General features: G+C 59.1%; 16 protein-coding genes and 1 pseudogene. 11 read left to right on the top strand and 6 right to left on the bottom strand.

From position 1 onward, the window contains the following. The first annotated feature begins 54 nt into the window (after positions 1–54). Entirely contained in the window at positions 55–915 is an 861-nt protein-coding gene (locus FJ958_RS25190; RefSeq protein ID WP_140746663.1) for a LysR family transcriptional regulator, read from the top strand. A 35-nt stretch (positions 916–950) separates the two neighbouring features. Here FJ958_RS25190 and FJ958_RS32485 read toward each other — a convergent pair whose 3' ends face one another. From FJ958_RS32485 to FJ958_RS25210, 4 genes are all read right to left on the bottom strand, one after another. Continuing rightward, entirely contained in the window at positions 951–1250 is a 300-nt protein-coding gene (locus FJ958_RS32485) for an SDR family oxidoreductase (RefSeq protein WP_140746666.1), read from the bottom strand. 616 nt (positions 1251–1866) lie between these two features. Further along, entirely contained in the window at positions 1867–3849 is a 1983-nt protein-coding gene (locus FJ958_RS25200) for a serine hydrolase (RefSeq protein WP_181176516.1), read from the bottom strand. Positions 3850–4222: 373 nt separating this feature from the next. Next, the gene (locus FJ958_RS25205; protein WP_140746672.1) at positions 4223–4990 is read right to left on the bottom strand and encodes an enoyl-CoA hydratase/isomerase family protein; all 768 of its coding nucleotides are present in this window, start codon (positions 4988–4990) and stop codon (positions 4223–4225) included. A 76-nt stretch (positions 4991–5066) separates the two neighbouring features. Beyond that, complete coding sequence (locus FJ958_RS25210; protein WP_246679751.1) at positions 5067–5966, bottom strand: LysR family transcriptional regulator; 900 nt, start codon at positions 5964–5966, stop codon at positions 5067–5069. A gap of 210 nt (positions 5967–6176) precedes the next feature. On the opposite strand from FJ958_RS25210, the gene FJ958_RS25215 reads away from it, so the two are divergent. Beyond that, positions 6177–6854: a peroxiredoxin-like family protein gene (locus tag FJ958_RS25215; RefSeq protein WP_140746677.1), complete on the top strand. Its 678-nt coding sequence runs from the start codon at positions 6177–6179 to the stop codon at positions 6852–6854. Between the two features lie 242 nt (positions 6855–7096). On the opposite strand, the gene FJ958_RS25220 is transcribed toward FJ958_RS25215, so the two are convergent. Further along, a complete protein-coding gene (locus tag FJ958_RS25220) occupies positions 7097–7969 on the bottom strand; it encodes a LysR substrate-binding domain-containing protein (protein WP_140746680.1) in 873 nt (290 codons plus the stop codon). Between the two features lie 111 nt (positions 7970–8080). On the opposite strand from FJ958_RS25220, the gene FJ958_RS25225 reads away from it, so the two are divergent. The 9 genes and pseudogenes from FJ958_RS25225 to FJ958_RS25265 all read left to right on the top strand — a co-directional run bounded on the left by FJ958_RS25225 (position 8081) and on the right by FJ958_RS25265 (position 17797). Further along, on the top strand, positions 8081–9205 hold the full coding sequence (locus FJ958_RS25225; protein WP_246679754.1) for an ABC transporter ATP-binding protein: 1125 nt from the start codon (positions 8081–8083) through the stop codon (positions 9203–9205). 101 nt (positions 9206–9306) lie between these two features. After that, complete coding sequence (locus tag FJ958_RS25230) at positions 9307–10320, top strand: ABC transporter substrate-binding protein (RefSeq protein ID WP_210243474.1); 1014 nt, start codon at positions 9307–9309, stop codon at positions 10318–10320. 59 nt (positions 10321–10379) lie between these two features. Further along, complete coding sequence (locus tag FJ958_RS25235) at positions 10380–11225, top strand: ABC transporter permease (RefSeq protein ID WP_140746683.1); 846 nt, start codon at positions 10380–10382, stop codon at positions 11223–11225. Further along, complete coding sequence (locus tag FJ958_RS25240) at positions 11222–11989, top strand: ABC transporter permease (RefSeq protein ID WP_140746686.1); 768 nt, start codon at positions 11222–11224, stop codon at positions 11987–11989. The genes FJ958_RS25235 and FJ958_RS25240 overlap by 4 nt, the downstream gene beginning before the upstream one ends. 23 nt (positions 11990–12012) lie before the next feature. Then, positions 12013–13164, top strand: coding sequence for a Xaa-Pro peptidase family protein (locus FJ958_RS25245; protein WP_140746689.1), 1152 nt, complete (start codon positions 12013–12015; stop codon positions 13162–13164). A 24-nt stretch (positions 13165–13188) separates the two neighbouring features. Next, a complete protein-coding gene (locus FJ958_RS25250; protein ID WP_140746692.1) occupies positions 13189–14271 on the top strand; it encodes a hypothetical protein in 1083 nt (360 codons plus the stop codon). Between the two features lie 254 nt (positions 14272–14525). After that, a complete protein-coding gene (locus FJ958_RS25255) occupies positions 14526–15908 on the top strand; it encodes an FAD-dependent oxidoreductase (RefSeq protein ID WP_246679752.1) in 1383 nt (460 codons plus the stop codon). A gap of 11 nt (positions 15909–15919) precedes the next feature. Further along, a complete protein-coding gene (locus tag FJ958_RS25260; protein ID WP_140746695.1) occupies positions 15920–16276 on the top strand; it encodes a cupin domain-containing protein in 357 nt (118 codons plus the stop codon). 328 nt (positions 16277–16604) lie between these two features. Then, a pseudogene (locus tag FJ958_RS25265) lies at positions 16605–17797 on the top strand (IS256 family transposase). A gap of 631 nt (positions 17798–18428) precedes the next feature. On the opposite strand, the gene FJ958_RS25270 reads toward FJ958_RS25265, so the two are convergent. Then, the gene (locus tag FJ958_RS25270) at positions 18429–19085 is read right to left on the bottom strand and encodes a TetR/AcrR family transcriptional regulator (RefSeq protein WP_140746697.1); all 657 of its coding nucleotides are present in this window, start codon (positions 19083–19085) and stop codon (positions 18429–18431) included. Positions 19086–19247 lie beyond the last annotated feature (162 nt).

Below are 19247 nucleotides of genomic sequence, written 5' to 3' on the forward strand. Positions count from 1 at the left end.
CCGAGTGGAACAGTAGACTGGCATTTGGAACTCCAGCGTCTTACATTCGGAACGATGACTGACGCTGTTGACCTCTCCGGCATGGCCCTCTTCGTAAAAATCGTGGAGTGCGGCTCCTTGAGCGCCGCCGGCCGTTTGCTCGGTCTTCCCAAGGCGACGGTCAGTCGCCAGCTTGCGCTGATGGAGCAGCGCATGGGGGCGCCGCTGCTCCTGCGCTCGACGCGCGCGCTCAGTCTCACCGATACCGGCCGGCGTTACTTTGAGCGGATCCGTCCGATCGTTCACGATGCCGAGCAGGCCCAGGTCGAGGCGCTTGCGGAACATGCGGTCCCAAGTGGAACGCTAAAGATCGCAGCCCCTGTTGCTTACGGCCAGCATGTCCTGGCGCCGAAACTCTTCACGTTTCTGCAGCGCTATCCGGAGGTACGCATCGACCTGCACCTTAGCGACGAGCGCGTGAACGTAATCGCCGGCGGCTTCGACCTTGTGATACGAATTGGCCAGCTTGGCGACAGCGATCTGCTAAGGCGTCGGCTCGGGCATGTCGACAGGAAGCTGGTCGCCTCGCCCGACTATCTCGATCGCGCCGGAACACCTCGGACGGTGGCGGAGCTTGCCAGCCACCGTGGCATCCTTACGCGTACGGATCTCGATCACTGGACGATCGACAGTCAGTCGATACGCATCCCATGGAAAATCAGTACCAGCAACATGCATGTAACCCGCGATGCGGCATGCGCAGGTCTGGGTATAGCCCTGTTGCCCGGGTATCTGGCCGACGTCCCGATCGCGGAGGGAAATCTTGTCCCAATCCTTCCTGAAAGTCGCCTGGATCAGATTGAGGCGACGGCACTGCAGGCGCGCACGGTTACACCATCCATTGCCGTAAAAGCACTCATAAAGCACCTTGTCTGAACCGACAGCATTGTCGCTGCCGCCAGGCGCCATCACTAACTCCCAGCCCTCGCTCTGCTGGAGTCGTTGCGTTCTGAACCCGGACCGAGGTGCGCGCTCGCCCTTGCCATCTTCAGTCGAACCTGGTCCGCTCCTTCGTAAACCGAGCCGGTGACGAACGATGCCTCGTCGGAAAGCAGGAGTGCTACCACGCTGGCTACCTCTTCCGGTCTTCCTTGCCGACCCATGGCAGTCTTCGCAGCGATGGTGGCGATCACTTCGGGTGGAAGGCCAACGCTGGAGGCGGTGCGGATTGGGCCCGGTGCGACAGCGTTGATGCGGTGCCCGGGTTGCATATTCGACGGCTGCGCTGCGGGTCAGTCCGATGATTCCGTGCTTCGAGGCGGAATAAGCCGCCCGCATCGGATGGGCTGGACACCCGCGGTCGACGCCATGTTCACAATGGCGCCACCATCCTGTTCAAGGAAATGAGCGATCTCCGCCTGCATGCACAAGAAAGGTACCTGTGAGGTTGATCGCGATGATGCACAACCTCCCTTCAGTTGCTTCCGTGGTGCTACCGCGATGTCGAACGCAGTTTTCCGCTTCCTTCGGGTTTCGCCAATCGCCTAGTGTAACTCGCTTTTCCCAACATCCACGTTAAAAAACGAGCTTGCATTTGCCCTAGAATGGCGACGGTCAGCCTAGGTTCTCAACAGGTAACCCATTAGTCCGATTTGTAGCCGTGAATAGCCGCCCCCCTGCTCGCCCCTTGCAATAAAGCGTGTGGTAACGAATTGGGAGGCATGGAGTGGTAGTTCGACTCCAACGTATCGCCCTTTGCTGGAACAGGGCCGAACTCGTAGGCGAAGTTCGTGCAGTCAACTGATCGAGCCAAAGATCGTCGGCGCAACGGTGTTTGCGGAAACGGCGCGAGTGTTTCGCCGCGTCGCTTCTGCGCACGGCATCAGGTCACTTGCAGAACGACTCCAAACGATTGGCCACATTCGCCATGCCGGTATAGTCGGAGCGGGCCGCGTTGCCGTCCCAGTTCTTAGCGAGACGAATACCGATCATGCCGTTGGGCATCAGCGCGACGATGTTGCCGCCATATCCAAGCATCGCCGGCAGATAAAGCTTGCAGTTCTCGGCCGCGTCATAGCGGGCATACCGCAACGACATGTAATATCGGCCCTCGCCATAAGCATTATGTTCGCCAGTCGGCAGTCCGCGGTCTTTCGCGCCGGCCAGCATCGTTTCGATCATCGGCTCGTAGAGAATCTGCTTGTTACCAAGTCGGCCCTTGTTCTGGAAAAGCGTCGCAATTTTGGCCAAGTCGCTCAGGCTGGGGTAATAGCCGAAAGCCATGATTGGATGACCTTTGCTTCCGTCGCTCTCGATCGTGCGGTTGGTCGCCGCGTGGTGAATGCCGATCGGGCGATAGACCTCGTCCGTCAGCATCTGCCAAAGATCGCCGTTGCCGCCTTTTCTTTTCAGATACTCCGCCATGGCAACGCCAAGCAGAAACATGTCCTGGTCTCGATAGCGTACGACCTCACCAGGGCCCCACGGAAAATCCGGCGTCTTAGCCAGCGCCTCGATCTTGTCCTTCAAACTACGCGCTTCGGTCCATTCGAAATAATTGCCTTCCAAGTAACCATCGCCAATGTCGTTCGGATCGCGCTTGTTCGTGCCGAATCCGACGCCGCTTGCCATGTTCAGCAGATCTGCGAAGGTGACATCGCGCCAGCCATTGTGCGCGGCTGGGATTTCGACATAGTCCACGACCTTGGCTGAAAACACATCCGGCCCGTATTTTTGCGCCAATCGCAATAGGGCGGCCGCGCTGGCCAATGTCTTGGTGACTGACCAGACGCCGAATCCGGCGGTGTCACAGTAAGGCAGCGGACCTGCTGCGCTCTTGCATGGCTTAAGATAGAGCGTGCCGTCGACGATCAGGCCGCTGACCAGAACTTCATCCTGCGCCATTGCGCTTTCGAAATCGGCGAGCCTGTCGGCGCCAACCTTGGCCTCCAGTGATGACCATTCGGCCATCGGAAAGCGGTCCGCGCGTTCTTGAGCATAGTTGGAACGCAGCAGCGCGAGATCACTAATCCCGCCGGGGATATAGCGCACCGGGACACGGCCCCACGCGGTGAAGTAGTCTGGAACATAGTAAGGCGTTGTCTGCTGCACAATTTGGAACCGCAGGTCGGAAACCTCTTTGTCGTTATAAAGAAACGTCGCCACGCCATGATGCGTCTCGCCCTCTATCGAATTGACCAGGGAAAACGGGAACGATGCGCGCGACCATCGGTCATCGCCAGGTTCAGACCAGACGCGTCCTGGTTGCACGATCATGTCCCAGTAGCTTGTGCCCTCAGGGGTCGATCCGAAACGGATAACGTCGCGGTCCACCGGCACCAAGTCGCCATCTTTGGTGAAAAAGGCCAACCTGACACCAGGAAAGATCTTCGGATTTCTACCCAATACTTTCGGCGCTTTGAAGACTGCCGGGTCTGTACCCATCTCGATCTCGCCGAGTTGGAGACTTCCGTCGAAGTCATGCCGCGCCTGCCCTGCCGCAGGGCTAGGCAGGAAGGCGCTGTTGTCGACCAGCCCAGTCACCGCTGCCTTCTCCAGCAGTTGGTGTTGCGTGATCTTGTCAGCCATTTGTCCGGCCGTGAACGCGGTACTGGCCGAACCGGCCAAAGCCATGCCGGCGACGGCACCCAACGTTTTCAACTTCATTTTTCTCTCTCCCTGGTTAATCTTGTCTCCAGCCATTTCTTCCGATTCCAGAAGCAAGCAGACTGTCATGAGCGCTACCGACAGAATGGCGAAGACCGCAATAGCACCGCTTTCCGGCGCGCTGGCATGTAGCGCCTCCATGCCCGCTGACTTGATGTGCTCCGTGATGACGACGCTCTTCAACGACATCACGAAGGCAAGCACGCAGCCCACCATGACGCCGGGCCGCAGCAGCGGCAGCGTGGCACGACAGAACGCCTGAAACAGTGAAGCTTAGAGATCCGCGGCGGTGGCCTCGAAAGCGCTACCGTAGGGGTGAAGAATTCGTTCTGGCGGATCGTTACAAACTCGCCCGGTGCTCGGACCCATGCGCCAAAGATCTTGGGCAGCCGAGACCATCATCTTCTCTCAGGAATTAGGGGCTCCCTATGCCGTGTCCTATCATTAACTTCCCTCCGAATTATCAGATGAAATCCGGTGGGAAGTTAGAGATGAATACGATTGACGCAAGTTAAAAAAATTAGCGACTTAGGCGATTTGAATTGACGGAACTCAAATCCAAGCCGCCTAAATCCGATCAACCCTTGGCTGCCGTCGAGCGCGCCACATCGGCGGCGCTGATGCCTTCCAACGCCAGGCCGTAACCGGCACTGTCATCGACGATGCGGCGCAGCTTCTGCGTCAGGGCAATGCGTGTGTAGCGGCTGGTCAGCGGCGGAAGGGCTGCAAGTTGTTCGGCGATTTCCCTGGCGCGGACGAGCAACTTGTCGGAAGCCACAATCTCATTGACCGCGCCCCAATTTTTTGCGGTTTCGACATCCAGCTCCTGACGGGTGAGGAGGAAATACCGGCCGCGTATGCTGCCGATGACTTCCGGCCAGAGCAGATTGACCCCGTCGCCCGGCACGATGCCGAAGTCGAAATGCGGCTTGTCCTGGAAAACCGTCGACGGCGTTGCAAGTACGATGTCGGCGAGCAGGATATACTCCGAATGCAGCCGGACAGGGCCGTTTACCGCGGCGATAAGCGGAACCTCGATGTCGAGGATGTTCATGAGGACCTTTTTGCCCTCGCGATAGATCTTGTCATAGCCGCGTGGACTGAAGAAATCGAAACCGTCGGGGCTGATCGTTTCCATGAAGGCATTGCCGCTGCCGGTCAGGACGACACGGGTTTCCGGATCGGATCCGATCGCGTGGAAGAGGTCGACGAACTGTTCGTGCGTGTGCCCGTTGAAAACGAGCGTGCCTCCATCGGTATGAAGCGCAACTTCGAGGACGCCGCTTGCAGAACGGGTCAGGCGGGCGTTCAGGAAAGCATTCTGGTAGCTGGCAAAGCTGGACATGAAACCTTCTCCTGTGGTTAGCGGGCACCAGAGAAACTACGTGCTTCACTGGCCGCCTTGTAGCCATGGAGAAGGATTACAACCTATTCCCGCCAGGAATGGGCTGCGATGGGGTGCGGAGCTTTCCCTCGACGAAATCTGCGAAAGCCCGGGCCTTTGCACTGGCCACGCGACCGCTTGGGAAGATTGCCCAGAGATCGACAGGGGAAATCGTCCATTCCGTCAGCACCGCCCGGACCGCGCCAGACGCGAGCTCGCGGGAAAACATCCATTCGGATGCGACGGCAAGCCCCATGCCTGCCAAAACCGAAGCGCGCACGCCCTCGGCGGCGGAAACCCGCAGGCGCCCCTTCACGGTGACGGAGATTTCCGCACCGTCCCTGCGGAACATCCAGGTATCGCGACCGGAGCCGAGCCCGTAGATAATGCTCTTGTGGCCGATCAACTCGCCCGGAATGCGCGGAATACCTGCCTGCTCGAAATAGGCGGGTGCACCGATGACCAGCCGCCGTGCCTGACCGATGCGGCGCGCCATAAGATTGGAATCCGGCAGTTCGCCCATACGCAGGCAGATATCGATGCCCTCTGTGATCAGGTCGATCAGCCTGTCGTCGAGCATCACTTCCATTTCGAGGTCCGGATGCTGTGCAAGAAATTCCGGCAAATGCGGAATGACATGCAAGCCGGCGAAAGTGGGGGCCGCACATATGCGAAGCCGCCCGGTCAGCCCCGCGCCAGCGCCGCGCGCGGCGAGATCCGCCTCGTCGGCTTCCTCGATGGCTCGCCTCGCCCGCTGATAGAAGCCCTCGCCCGCTTCAGTCGCCGTGAGGCCACGCGTGGAACGCAGCAGCAGCTTGACACCGAGCCGATCCTCGAGTTGCGCGATCGTCTTCGAAATTGCCGGTTGACCAAGATGAAGCTGCCGCCCGGCCGCGGAAAAGGAGCCCGTTTCAACCACGCGGACGAAGGTTTCCATTGCGGCTAGCCTGTCCAATCCGCCCTCCGTCTCTTGTGGCTGCGACCGGTTCTGACCTCAAACGAGCGGCCCAGCCCTTATTCCAGCTCGGAATGCATCTTATTCACTCGGCACTGCTACCGGAATAGGTTGGGCCCAGTATTTTTGGGCTGTCAACGGCTGGCCATGACCACCGCCCGAACCCGAACCGCTCATCAAAGGATGTTTCCCATGACACTTCAGGCCAAGCTCGATGCCTTCAAGGCCGATTTCGAAGCAGGAAAGCCGCCCTACAATGTGCCGCCGTCCGTCATCGAAACCATGCACCGCGCCACTGCGGAACTCATCGCCTCCGGCGCCGCTGAAAGGGCCCTGAAAGCCGGAAACATGGCTCCGGTCTTCACGTTGAACGATCCCAAAGGCAAGCCTGTCAGTTCTGCTGAATTGCTGAAGAAGGGCCCGCTCGTATTGAGCTTTTATCGCGGTGTATGGTGCCCGTATTGCAACATGGACCTGCAGGCGCTCGAAGCCGCCAAACCGGAATTCGACAGGCTTGGCGCGTCGCTGGTGGCGATCTCGCCGCAGACCGCGCCGAACAGCCGCAAATCCGTGCGCCAGAACAGCCTTACCTTCCCGATCCTTTCGGATGCGAGGGGCGAGGTTGCCGCCGCCTTTGGTTTGCGCTTCCAGCTTCCCGGTTACCTGATCGATCTCTACAAGAGCCTGAAGAACGATCTGCCCTCGTTTAACGACGACCCGAGTTGGACGCTGCCGATGCCGGCCAGATACGTGATCGGCCAGGATGGCACCATTCTCTATGCAGAGGTCAATCCGGACTATACCCGCCGCCCGGAGCCGGAAGACATGCTGCCGACCGTACGGGACGCGGCTCTGAAACGGGTTGCGTAAACGAGCCCTTCGGGCCGTCAGTGGTCCCTGGAACTACTATGCAACGCCGAATAATTCCACGGACGTAGCTCATCGATTTTTCTGTCAGTGATCATGGCAGTGGCCCCCCTTGTTTTCACACATGATCATTGACAGACAGAGGCCTAACCGCTCAATCCGGGTGGGTTGGCATTATTCAGTGGATCAATCGTCTCGCACCGACCGTTGCTTATTGACGGAGCAGGCTCTTGGTTGGCGCGGATTCAGCCAATGTTTTCCAACTGCTCCACCAGTATTGCGGAAAAGACCTCCGCGATCGGCCGCTTTGTTTCGCTCGGTTGTATGACGAAATAGGGATATGGGGCTGGAATCTCGAGATCCAGAACCTTGATCAGGGAGCCGCGGCGAAGATCCTCAGCGCAGAGGATCGAACTGCCGACAGCTACCCCGCAGTCCTCCCGGGCCCCCTGCAGGGTCAGGTAGGCATTCGGAAAGTACATATGCTGTCGAGGCAATATCTGCCCTGCCGCACTGGTCCTGATCAACCTTTGCCAGTCTTCTCCATCATCGGAGTGCAACAGTACATGGTTCTGCAGGTCAGCCGGCGAACGCAAGGCGTTGCGATAGAAGAGGTTGGGACTGCAAACCGCAAAATAGCGTTCGTTTTTCAGGATGGCGTATCGTGACCCATGGATCGGCCGCTCGCCATACGAAATGACAACGTCCATGGCCTCGCTGGCCTGTTCAATGGGAAAGAGCCGCACTGTCACGAGTGGAAATCTGTCAGCAAACCGATCGAGGATGCCCATCAGACGCAATGCGGCAAGCCCCGGTGCACAGGACACATGCAGCTCCCCTTCGAAACTGTCGCTCGCGGCGGTTCGGCAGGCGCTCTGAATTTCCTCAAAGGCTCTGCTGAGCTTGGCAAAGAACGCCGCTCCGGATGCCGTCAGAGAGAATTCCTTTCGGCTCCGCACGACCAGTTGGGTCCCAAGCTGTTCCTCCAGTGTCCTTATGTGGTGCCTTACCGCGCCAGGGGTGACGTTCAAATCCCTCGCAGCCCCCGGAATACCTCCAAGCTTGGCCACAGAGAAGAAGGCTCGCAGTGACGAAAGGTGGAGCAGCTCATTGTGCATCTGTTTATCCGCGTCAATTTAATTGGCGTAATTTGCTATATTTATTGATTTGCGTCAATTTCATTATTGGAGTTACGTTCCTGATCAAGAAAAACGTCGATAGTGGACCGTATGTCATTCCGGGAACACCCATCAGCCTGCGACGAAAACGCGTTCATCCAGATGGAGGATGTGAGCAAGAGGTTTGGCGCGCTCACAGCTCTGAGCAGCGTCAACCTTGATGTGCGCCAAGGCGAGTTCCTGACCCTGCTGGGCCCTTCGGGCTCGGGCAAAAGCACGACGCTGATGTGTCTTGCCGGCTTCGAGGCGCCGAGTGAAGGGCGCGTATTGCATCGAGGCGAAGACTTTACGAGCCTTTCACCGGAAAAGCGTGGCTTCGGTGTGGTTTTCCAAGGCTATGCCCTTTTCCCGCACATGAGCGTGGCCGAAAACGTTGCGTATCCCCTTGTCGTCCGAAAAATCGCCCGGGCCGAGCGCGAGAGAAAAGTCCGCGCCATGCTGTCGACGGTCGGGCTCGGACACTACGAGGATCGTCGCATTCAGAGCTTATCGGGTGGGCAACAGCAACGCGTGGCCCTGGCCCGGGCACTGGTGTTCGGCCCCAACCTCCTCCTCTTGGATGAGCCGTTTTCCGCGCTCGACCGGCGCCTTCGCGGCGAAATGCAGTCTGAATTGACGCGCATACATCAGGAACTGGGAACGGCTTTCGTCTTCGTCACGCACGACCAGGATGAGGCTCTCTCCCTGTCTGATCGCATTGCTGTTTTCAACAAGGGAAGAGTCGAGCAGATCGCCGAGCCCAGCAAGATATACGAAGAGCCCGCTACGACATTCGTCGCGGAATTCGTTGGCGAAACCAATCTTCTCGACGTGACTCGCGTCAAGGCCGTTGGCGATCCCAATCTCTATCATGCCCACTACGGCGATACCGAAATCATCTGCCGCGGTCCGCAAGACGCCGTGCCGGCGCCTGATAGCAAACTCAGCGTTCGTCCCGAGGACGTTGAACTGCACGCCACCCTCCCGGTGAATGGCACGCAGCTCAACGCCATAAGTGTCCGACTGCTCCGCTCGACATATTTTGGCGCATCTGTAGAGGCCCTGCTTGGGGACCAGGCCGATAGGCAATTTCGAGTCCGGCTCAGCACGAAGCGTGCCCGCAACACCGGCCTCGAGGATGGCCGCAGCTATTGGCTGAGCTGGCCCAAAGGGACGGGCTACCTGGTTCCAAAGTAACCGACCGCATAAACATAACAACCGAGGGGTTTGCAATGACTGAGAGAACATCGCATTTCACACTACCGAACATGACACGTCGCCAATTCAGCATATCGGCCATGGCGGCGGCTGCCGCCGGAGCCATCCTCCCGCGTTCGGCTTTTGGAGCCGACCAGTTGGTCGTCGCCAACTGGGGCGGTAACTCGGTGACTGCGTTCGAACAGGCATTTGCAGAACCATGGAGCAAGCTCAACGCCGGCAAGCTGGTTGTCGACGGCGGGGGACCGAGCGAAGGCGCCGTCAAAACGCAGGTGGAAAGCGGCGCGGTGCGCTGGGACGTCTGCGACGGCGAAATGTACTCGTCTTATCGTCTTGGCAAGGACAACCTTGTCGAAAAGCTGGATTATAACATCATCGATAAGACGCTGGTCGGCTTCGGGGACGTTCACGACTATGGCGTTGCCAACTATGTCTACAGCTATGTCATCGCTTTCGACGCCAGCAAGTTCGGCGGCGATCCGCCGAAGAGCTGGGCCGACTTCTGGGATGTCAAAAAGTACCCAGGCAAACGGTCGCTCTATAAGTGGATGAGCGCAAATCTCGAGATCGCGCTGCTTGCTGACGGCGTCAAGCCGGCGGAACTCTACCCGCTCAACCTCGATCGGGCCTTGGCAAAGATCGCCGAGTTGAAGCCGCATATCCTTACGCATTGGGAGACAGGAGTTGAGAGCCAGCTGCTACTGCGCGACGGCGAAATAACCATGGGTCAGGTGTGGAACACGGGCGCCGAGCTGGTCAAAAAGCAGACCTCAGGCCAAGTGGATTATACGTTCGATCAGGCCGTTGTTTCGCCATCCGTTTGGTTCGTCCCCAAGAACAACCCGGCCGGACGCGATGCCGCGATGCGCTTCATCCGCATGACGCAGGATCCAGCAGTCCAGGCAAAACTGATGGAAGTTAACGGCATGGGCCCGGTCAATCCGGCTGCCAACGCGCTCCTGTCGCCCGAGTTGCAGAAGATCAGTCCATCCGCGCCGGATAATTTCAACCGATCGGTGCTGATGGACAACAAGTGGTATGCCGAGAACTACGGCCAGGCGCTGGATAAGTACACTGCGCTGATCTCCGGCTAAACGCTTCTCTTAACTAGCCGGCGGAGCGTTCCGCCGGCGTCTCCCATGGAAACGATCTGATGGCTACTCGTGATGCGAGCTGGCTCGGCTTTTCGCTCGCCCTGCCGCTGCCGACTTTGCTTGTGCTGACCTATCTTCTACCGCTTGCTGGCGTGCTTGCCTGGAGCATCAGCACGCCTGCTGGCATTGGCTTCGGCAATTACAGGCAGATCGCAACGGATCCGCTCGTTGTTTCCATTCTTCTACGCACGCTAAGGATCTGTGTCGCAGTCACGCTGATCAGCGTCGCGATCGCGTATTTCCTCGCCTATCACCTTCGTTTCGGCTCGCCATGGAAGAAGCGGGTAGTGCTCATTGGCGTGCTTATCCCGTTCTGGCTTTCCTCGCTAATAAGGGCCTTTGCCTGGCTCATGATCCTTCGCGCAAACGGTCTCGCAAACACGTTTCTGCAGTCGACGGGAATGATCGCTGAGCCGCTGGCGTTGGCGCGAAACGAACTCGGCGTCATGATTGGCATGATTCACTTTCTGGTGCCCTATGCGGTGCTGCCGATCTTTTCGTCGCTGCAGCATATCGACAACCGGCTTCTTCAGGCATCGCGCAGCCTTGGCGCCGGTTTCTGGAGAGGCTTCAAAGACATCCTCGCGCCTCTGTCTAGCTCGGGGGTGCTGGCGGCAACGATCATTGTCTTCATCTTCAGCCTTGGTTTCTTCGTGACACCTGCGGTTCTTGGCGGCGGTCGCGTGGTCATGGTGGCAGAGTACATCTACCTGCAAATGTTCCAACTCTCCAACTGGGGTCTCGGCGCGGCGCTCAGCGGCATCCTCATGGTGGTCGTGGTGGCCCTCATGTTGGCGCTGATCAAGATCGTCGGGATCCGCCGACTCATGGATACCGCGTCGTGAGAAAGTTCGCGAGTTGGGCCGGAATCCTGCTGGTCATTACCTTTCTTCTGCTGCCGCTCATCGTCATCATTCCGTTGTCGCTTACGCCAACGAGCTTTCTCTCGTTCCCGAGCAGGGCGTTGTCCTTGCGACACTATGTGGCGTTGTTCACCGATCCCAAATGGATCGGTTCAGGGGTGGACAGCATCATCGTCGCTACCCTCACCGCGATTTCCTGCACGCTGCTGTCGGTGGCCATGGCCAGCGGACTTTGGCTGATGAACAGCCGCTGGACGCCTGTCTATGTCACGATCGCGCTGGTCCCGATCGTCGCGCCACAAGTCGTGTCCGCCATGATTGTCTATTATCTCGAAGCGCGGCTCGGCATTCTCGACAGCTACGCCGGTCTCGTCGTCGGGCATTGCATCGTAGCCTTGCCTTACGCAGTCATTACCATGCTGGTGGCGTTCGCACGGCTGAGCCGGTCACTGGAGCGCGCTTCCCGTTCGCTTGGCGCGAGCACCTCGACCACGCTCTGGCACATACTGCTGCCGAATGTGAGATCCGGAATTTTCGGTGCGGCATTCCTGTCCTTCGTGATCTCGTGGGATGAGGTTGCAGTCACGTTGTTCATTTCGGGCCTGAATGTGATGACGCTTCCGAAGCGCATCTGGGATGGACTGCGCTTCGACATCAATCCGGTCATCGCTTCCGTATCCGTCATCATGATCATCATCACGACCATCGCTCTCATCGCCCGCGCCATGCTTCCGACCAAGCGTTAATTCGAAAGACCAGGAGAACCACTATGTTGACTGCATTTTCATTGGCCACCTACCGCGACCGGCAAAAGAAGCTGCGTGCCCGCATCAAGAAAAAAGAGCTTGATGCTCTGATCGTCAACTTCCCGGATAACATCAATTATCTGACCGGTTTCGATAGCCTTGGCTTCCTCTGGTACCAGGCGCTTATTGTCTCCGAAAAGGTCCAGCCGGCGCTGTTCTTCACCCGCACTTCAGAAATGCCTTGCGTTCACGAACTCTCGGCGATCGAAGATGCGGTCTTCTACGATATTGCCACCCAGGATCCGCTAGAGCTTGTCGCCAAGGCCCTGATCGACGCCGGCCATGGCAAGGGCCGTATCGGTGTCGAGACCCATGCCTTCACCTTCTCGCCCGATCAGTTCCTCCGGCTGCAGAAATATCTGCCTGATGCGACATTGGTGGATGCTTCGACGGCCGTTGCCGAAGAGCGCCTCATCAAATCACCACAAGAGATCGAGTATCAGCGCTCGGCCGCGCGCATGGCCGACTACGCCATGAAGCGGGCTTTCGAAGCGATCCGGCCTGGTCGTTCCGAAGTGGAGATTGCCGGCGAGATTGCAATGGCACTCGGCGAGGCCGGCAGCGAGTACAGCGCAATCTCACCGATGGTGGCAACCGGCCGTCGCAGTACCATGACGCATGCCATGCCGCATCGCCAAGTGGTCAGCGTCGGCGATGTCGTCCTCGTTGAACTCGCCGGGGTTTGCAATCGCTACCACAGCATTTTGATGCGCACCGCAGTGGTGGGCAATCCTTCGCCGCGGGTCAGAGAGGTCTCGGACCTGCTGACGGAATCCTTCAACGCGGCGATGGACGCCGCCAAGCCCGGCCAGCCGGTTGGCGGTACGAACGCGGCATGCAACAAGGTCCTCAACCGCATGGGCCTCGCCAAGACCCGCGTCCATCGTATCGGCTACAGCTTGGGTCTTGCCTATCCGCCTTCCTGGCTCGAAGCCATGATGCTGGACGAGGCCGACGACCATGTGTTCGAGCCAAACATGTCGTTCTCGATGGAGCCTAACTTGTCGCTTTACGACGAAGGTTTTGGCCTCAAGCTCGGCGATACGGTGCTTTGCACCGAAGCGGGCTCCGTCAGCCTATCCGAGCTTCCACCGACCTTGACCATCCTGGGTTAAACCGCGATGTCACAGGCACCCGCGATGGACGTTTTCTGGAACGACGATGTGCTGTTCCACGATACCGGATTTGGCTTTTTTGAAGCACCGGAGAGCCCGTTGCTCTCTGTTCAGATTGCACACCCGGAGGGCCCAGACCGCATCCGCAACATGAAGTCCGTCCTGCAGCGCGGACCGGTCGCGCAGCAGTTGCGCTGGCGAACCAGCACACATGCACTGGAAGCGGATCTGATCCGCTTCCATGAAGAAACCTATGTTGCCGAGGTGAAGCGGGCCGCCCACGAGGGCCGGCGTTTTACCGCGACAACGTTGCTCAGACCCGGCGCCTGGCCCGCCCTACTTGCCGCTGCCGGGGCAACACTCGATGCTGGCCGCCACGTTCGTGTGACGGGCTCACCGGCCTTTGCACTGGTCCGTCCACCCGGTCATCACGCGGGGCGCGCGATGGCCGACGGCTACTGCTTCTTCAACCATGTCGGCATCGCGGCGGAAGATGCCGTCGCGAATGGCACAGCGCGCGTGGCGATCGTCGATTGGGATGTCCATCACGGCAATGGCACCCAAGCTGGCTTCTATGATCGCGCCGACGTGCTGACGGTATCCATGCACATGGACCACGGCGCATGGGGCCCAACTCACCCCGAGACCGGTGGCGTGGACGAAACAGGCACTGGTGCGGGTGCGGGCTTCAATCTCAATGTCCCACTGCCGATGGGGTCGACGGATACGACATATCTCGGCGCATTCGATGAGATCGTGGCTCCGCGACTGCGGGCCTTCGAACCTCAAATGCTGATCATTGCAAATGGCGTCGACGCAGGTCAGTTCGATCCCAATGGCAGGCAGCTCGTTACCATGTCAGGCTTCCACGCCTTGGCGTCGCGCGCACGGGCACTGGCCGATGAACTCTGCGCAGGGCGGCTGCTTGTCGTCCAGGAAGGAGGCTACAATCCGGCTTATGCGGCATTCAGCGTGCATTCGGCAATCGAGGGCTTCGCGGGCCTTCCGGAGAGTCTCAAGGATCCGCTGGGTTTCATGCCGCAGGCCGAGCAGCGCGCGAAACACGACGTGGATTGGCTGAAGGCCCGGATTCTGGCCGGGCAATAAACACTCGGCTTTGGCACGCCGGTGTCGGACTTCAGCTTCCGCCGACTCAGCGGGCCGGCCACGACCTCAAGCCGCGGCAGCCACAGCCAAGTGATGCCTGTGCGGAATTCTCGTTCACGCAATATCGATCGGCAAAGGAAAATTCGATGAGCAGAACACGCCACTACAGATGAAGTCCAACAAATTTTCACCACCACCACCAACGTCATGTGTCGACGCTGAATGGGCTCACATCGGGCCCTGAGGAGATTACAGTGGCCGACAATCTGTCCACAGCTGACCGGCGCGTTTTCTGGCACGACACCGTGGTGACGCAGCCGTCCTGCCCTCCCCTGGCGGCCGACGTAAAGTGCGATCTAGCAATTGTCGGCGGCGGATTTACCGGACTCTGGACCGCTCTTGAGGCACGACGTCAACGGCCACAAGACCGCATCATCCTGATTGAGCAAGGTCGTTGCGGCGATGGAGCGTCTGGGCGCAATGGCGGTTTTTGCGCACCCTCGATTTCACATGGCGTCGGCAATGCACTCAAGCGCTGGCCAAAGGAGGCTGAGGCGCTGGTGCGCCTGGGTAGGGTCAATCTCGACGAGTTTGAGGCCGATCTGGGCGAATTCGGCATCGATGCCGAGTTCGAACGGAAAGGCAAGCTGAACGTAGCAGCCAAGCCCTGGCAGGTGGAAAGTCTCCAGTCCTGGGCCCGCAACTATCGAAGGTTCGGCATAGACTGCCAAATCCTCACTGGAGACCGCTTGCGCGAAAAATTCGATTCGCCAGTTTATCCAGCCGGGCTTTACGAACCAAACTATGCCTTGCTCAATCCGGGGAAGATGGTGGCCGAGCTGCGGCGCGTTGCGCTGGCGAAATCGATCGAAATTCATGAAGGCACGACCGCTAGCGCATTGCGCGTGGTGCAAGGCGCAATAGAGTTAGGGACGGCGGGTGGGATCATTCGCGCCCGACATGTGGTGCTGGCAACAAATGCTGCGCCTCCGCTCCTTAGCCGCCTGCGCAACGCGATCATTCCGATTTTCGATTATGCTCTGGTGACGCGACCTCTCGACAATGACGAGTTGGCGTCGATCGGTTGGACCGGCCGGCACGGCGTAGCCGATTGCGGAAACCAGTTCCACTATGTTCGCAAGACCGCCGACAATCGCATCCTTTGGGGCGGCTTTGATGCGGTCTATCACTTTGGCTCGCGTCGAGACGAAGTCTTCCTCAGACAAAGCCAAAGTCTTGCTCGTCTGGCAAAGAACTTCGCAACCGCATTGCCAGCCCTCGCCCATGTGCCATTTACACATGCATGGGGCGGCATCATCGACACCTCCGCGCGGACCACCTTCTTTGCGGGACTGGCTTGTGGCGATCGCGTTGCCTACGCCATGGGGTTTACCGGACAAGGTGTGTCAGCCAGCCGATTCGCCGCGCTGACAGTGCTCGATCTGCTTGGAAAGCGTGATAGCGAACGGACTCGACTAGCCATGCTGCGCCGTCCACCATTCCCGTTTCCTCCCGAACCTATTCGATGGCTGAGTATTCGCTGGGCTCAACGTGGACTGGCGCGCGAGGACGAGACCGGCCGACGTTCCCTGCTCAACAAGGCGCTCGATACGCTCGGCGTCGGGTTCGATTCCTGAAAGAGTAAAGCATGGCTTCGCTTAAGCATGTCATTCCCTTTGACAAGGACGCGATCGAACCGTGTGAAACTGTCGCGTCGGATCCGGCAGCGGTCGATCGGCCTTACCAGGCGCGCAGCTGGCGGCACTTCCAGAAAGCCGAAAGGGGCGCGACTGCGGGCATTTGGGAAGCCGAGGCCCATCTTGAACGGATTGACTGCGGTTACGACGAGCTATGCCATATCCTCGAGGGCAGCGTGCGGCTGACCAACGTCGCGGGCGATTCTCGAACCTTCGGCCCAGGGGATAGCTTCGTTGTAGCGGCTGGCTTCAAAGGAATATGGGAAAACCTCACCCCAGTCAGGAAGGTCTTCTTCATCCTCGTTTAGATGCAGGGCTTAGGCAGATTTCACGTGACCAGTAGCAGCCGGCGATCTTTCATAACACTCTCATCTAAAGAGGCTCCTAAAGACCTGCCCGGAAGCAAGATTAGCGCGCGTTGCGATCAGTGACGGACCTGGATCCTGAATGTCTTCGCCGATTGCCGCAGAGCTGCCCGGGTGCCGCAAAGACACCGTGCCACCATTGCCAGGATCGTGCCTGTCATTTGCGGAATATGGGTAGTGTGCTGAGAGTTCTGCAAATTCGCTGAGAGAGGGCGGTCATGGCAGGCTGGTGATGTTCAACGTCACCTGATTCCCGCGAAGGAACGCCCCCATGACCAAGACTGAAAATAAGACTGCCAGCGCCGCCGTCAAAGACATTCTGCTTTCGAACCCAGAGGGTTTGCACGAAGTGATCCGTGCGGTGATGCAGGAGGTGCTCGAGGCCGAGATGGAGGAGGCGCTGGGGGCTTCGAAAGGGGAGCGCACGCCGGAGCGTCTGGGCTATCGCTCGGGCTATTACGGCCGCACGCTTGTCACCCGTGTCGGCAAGCTTGAGCTGCGGGTTCCTCAGGACCGGGCCGGCCGCTTCTCCACCGAGCTGTTCGAGCGCTACCAGCGTTAGGAGCGCGCCTTGGTGGCGACGCTGGCGGAGATGTATGTGCAGGGCGTGTCGACCCGCAAGGTCAAGGCGATCACCGAAGAGCTGTGCGGTCACGCCTTCTCCGCCTCGTCGATCTCGGCCATCAACAAGCGGCTGGACGAGAGCCTGAAGGCCTTCGCCGAGCGGCCGCTTCAAGAGCCCTTTGCCTACCTCATCCTCGACGCCCGCTACGAGAAGGTGCGCGAGGCCGGCATCGTCATGAGCCAGGCGGTGCTGATCGCGGTCGGCATCGACTGGGACGGCCGGCGCCAGATCCTGGCGGTGGAGATGGCCAATCGCGAGCTCGGCCTGGAAGGACTTCCTCGTCGCGCTCAAAGGCGCGCGGTCTCAGGGGCGTCGAACTGGTCGTGTCCGACGATCATGCCGGCCTGGTCGCGGCGATCGGCGAGGTGATCCCGGAAGCGGCCTGGCAGCGCTGCTACGTGCACTTCCTCAGGAACGCACTCGATCATCTGCCGAGGAAACATGGCGACGACTGCTTGCAGGAGCTGCGCTGGCTCTATGACCGGCGCGATCTCGCCGAAGCCAAGGCCGATCTCACCGCGTGGCTTGCCAAATGGTCGGGCCGCTATCCGCGGCTGACGACGTGGGTGGAGGAGACCATCGAGCATACGCTGACCTTCTTCCGCCTGCCGCGCCAGCACCACAAGCACCTGAAGTCGACCAACATGCTCGAACGCCTCAACGAAGAGGTCAGGCACCGCACCTATGTCGTGCGCATCTTCCCGAACACCGAAAGCTGCCTGCGCCTGGTCAGGGCGCTGGCCGTCGAGACCAACGAAAACTGGATGGAGGCCAACCGCTACATCAACATGGACGACCTGCGCGAGCACAAGAAGCTCGCTCTGCGCCAAGCCGCATGACCAGCCTCATGGCCGCCCCCTTTTTGCAGAACTTGACGCACACAACGCGACACCACGTTTTAATTGGTTGGCGGCAGAGCGACTTTTGCGTTGCTTACGTGGTCTTCGTCTTGGGAATATCTTCGGCTGTAGTCTCGCGAGCAACGGCCTGCGATGCTTGCGCCGTGAAGATAGCGGGCCTATTTCGCCGAATGACCGATCAAAAGCTTATCTGCCAAGTCAATCACACTTCCTCCGCCTGGCCGTTTGCGACGGACTCGGCGTCAGCACCGAGCCCTTGCAGCGATCTCTCAAGGTCTACTTCTACCTCGGGCGGTAAGACCTCTGAAATGCCGTAAATCCCAGAGATTCCGCCATTTTTGCCTGATGTGCTCGATTGCGTTCTGATGACTGCGAGCCGCCATCACCTCTCAGATGTTCGCCGCATTGTCTTGGACTACCGGACGCCCCGCGCGAAAAGTGCACCAAGGAGGACGATGACCCTCGCCAAGTTTCTTTTTGGTCAGAACGCCGTCCGGGTCGCGCTTTTGATCGCAGAGCCTGGCTCGAGACCGAGTTTGCGGCCCGCAATCTCGGTGATCGGAACTGGCGCTTGCAGTGGTGCGACGCCGCCTTGACTCCGTGGCGGGTCTCACATCCGATTGTGATTGCGCGCCTGCATGACAAAGGCCGAAAAATGGGCCACGTCGGCGTCGCTTGGTTCCTGACCCGTGAAGCTGCGCAGATAGGCCGCAAGGTGGCCAAGGCGAGTCTCCGCCAGCTCTTTCACGTCGAGCACATAGTAGCCTATTTGCATGTAATAGAGCACCCGCGCCCGAATGAGAGCGTCTTCTTCACTGTAGCCATGACGCAGGTAAAGGTCGCGTATGGCGCCCAGTCTCTCATCATCCGCCGTGTCAATGATCCTGCGCACTTCGGCGGAGCGGCGTGCCCACTCGCGCACAGCGAAATCGAAGCGCGGGTCGAACAGACTCTCGTCCGCCCAGCACTCAAAGACGTTCATCACACCACGTATGATGGTCTGGGCAGGCCTTGCCGCCCGTTCGACTATCGCCCTGGTGTTCGTGTCACGCCAGTGCTCCAGCAGGCGATTCAGCAGATCCTGGCGGTTCTCGAAATAATTGTAGAAACTCGATCGCGACACGCCGAGCCGCTCGCTCATCTGCAGGACGCGTACGCTTTCCACGCCCTCGGTGACCAGCACCTCCAGAGCCAGATTGATCCACTCCCAGCGCGTCACCTTGACATTGCCGGGGGCGGTCTCTTTCTGCGGCATCAGCTTGATCATGACTGACGAATGACACAGCCCAAAACACGACGCAAGCAGGGCTAGACATATCTGTCCAATCATTGTACATATATGTCCAATAGCGATCGTCCTGATCTTGGGAGGCAGGATTGACGTCACATTATCGAGCAGTCGCTATCGGAGGCAGGGTCGCCGGCGCTT

Origin of the sequence: Mesorhizobium sp. B2-3-5, from assembly GCF_006442395.1 — a bacterium.
GTDB lineage: Bacteria > Pseudomonadota > Alphaproteobacteria > Rhizobiales > Rhizobiaceae > Mesorhizobium.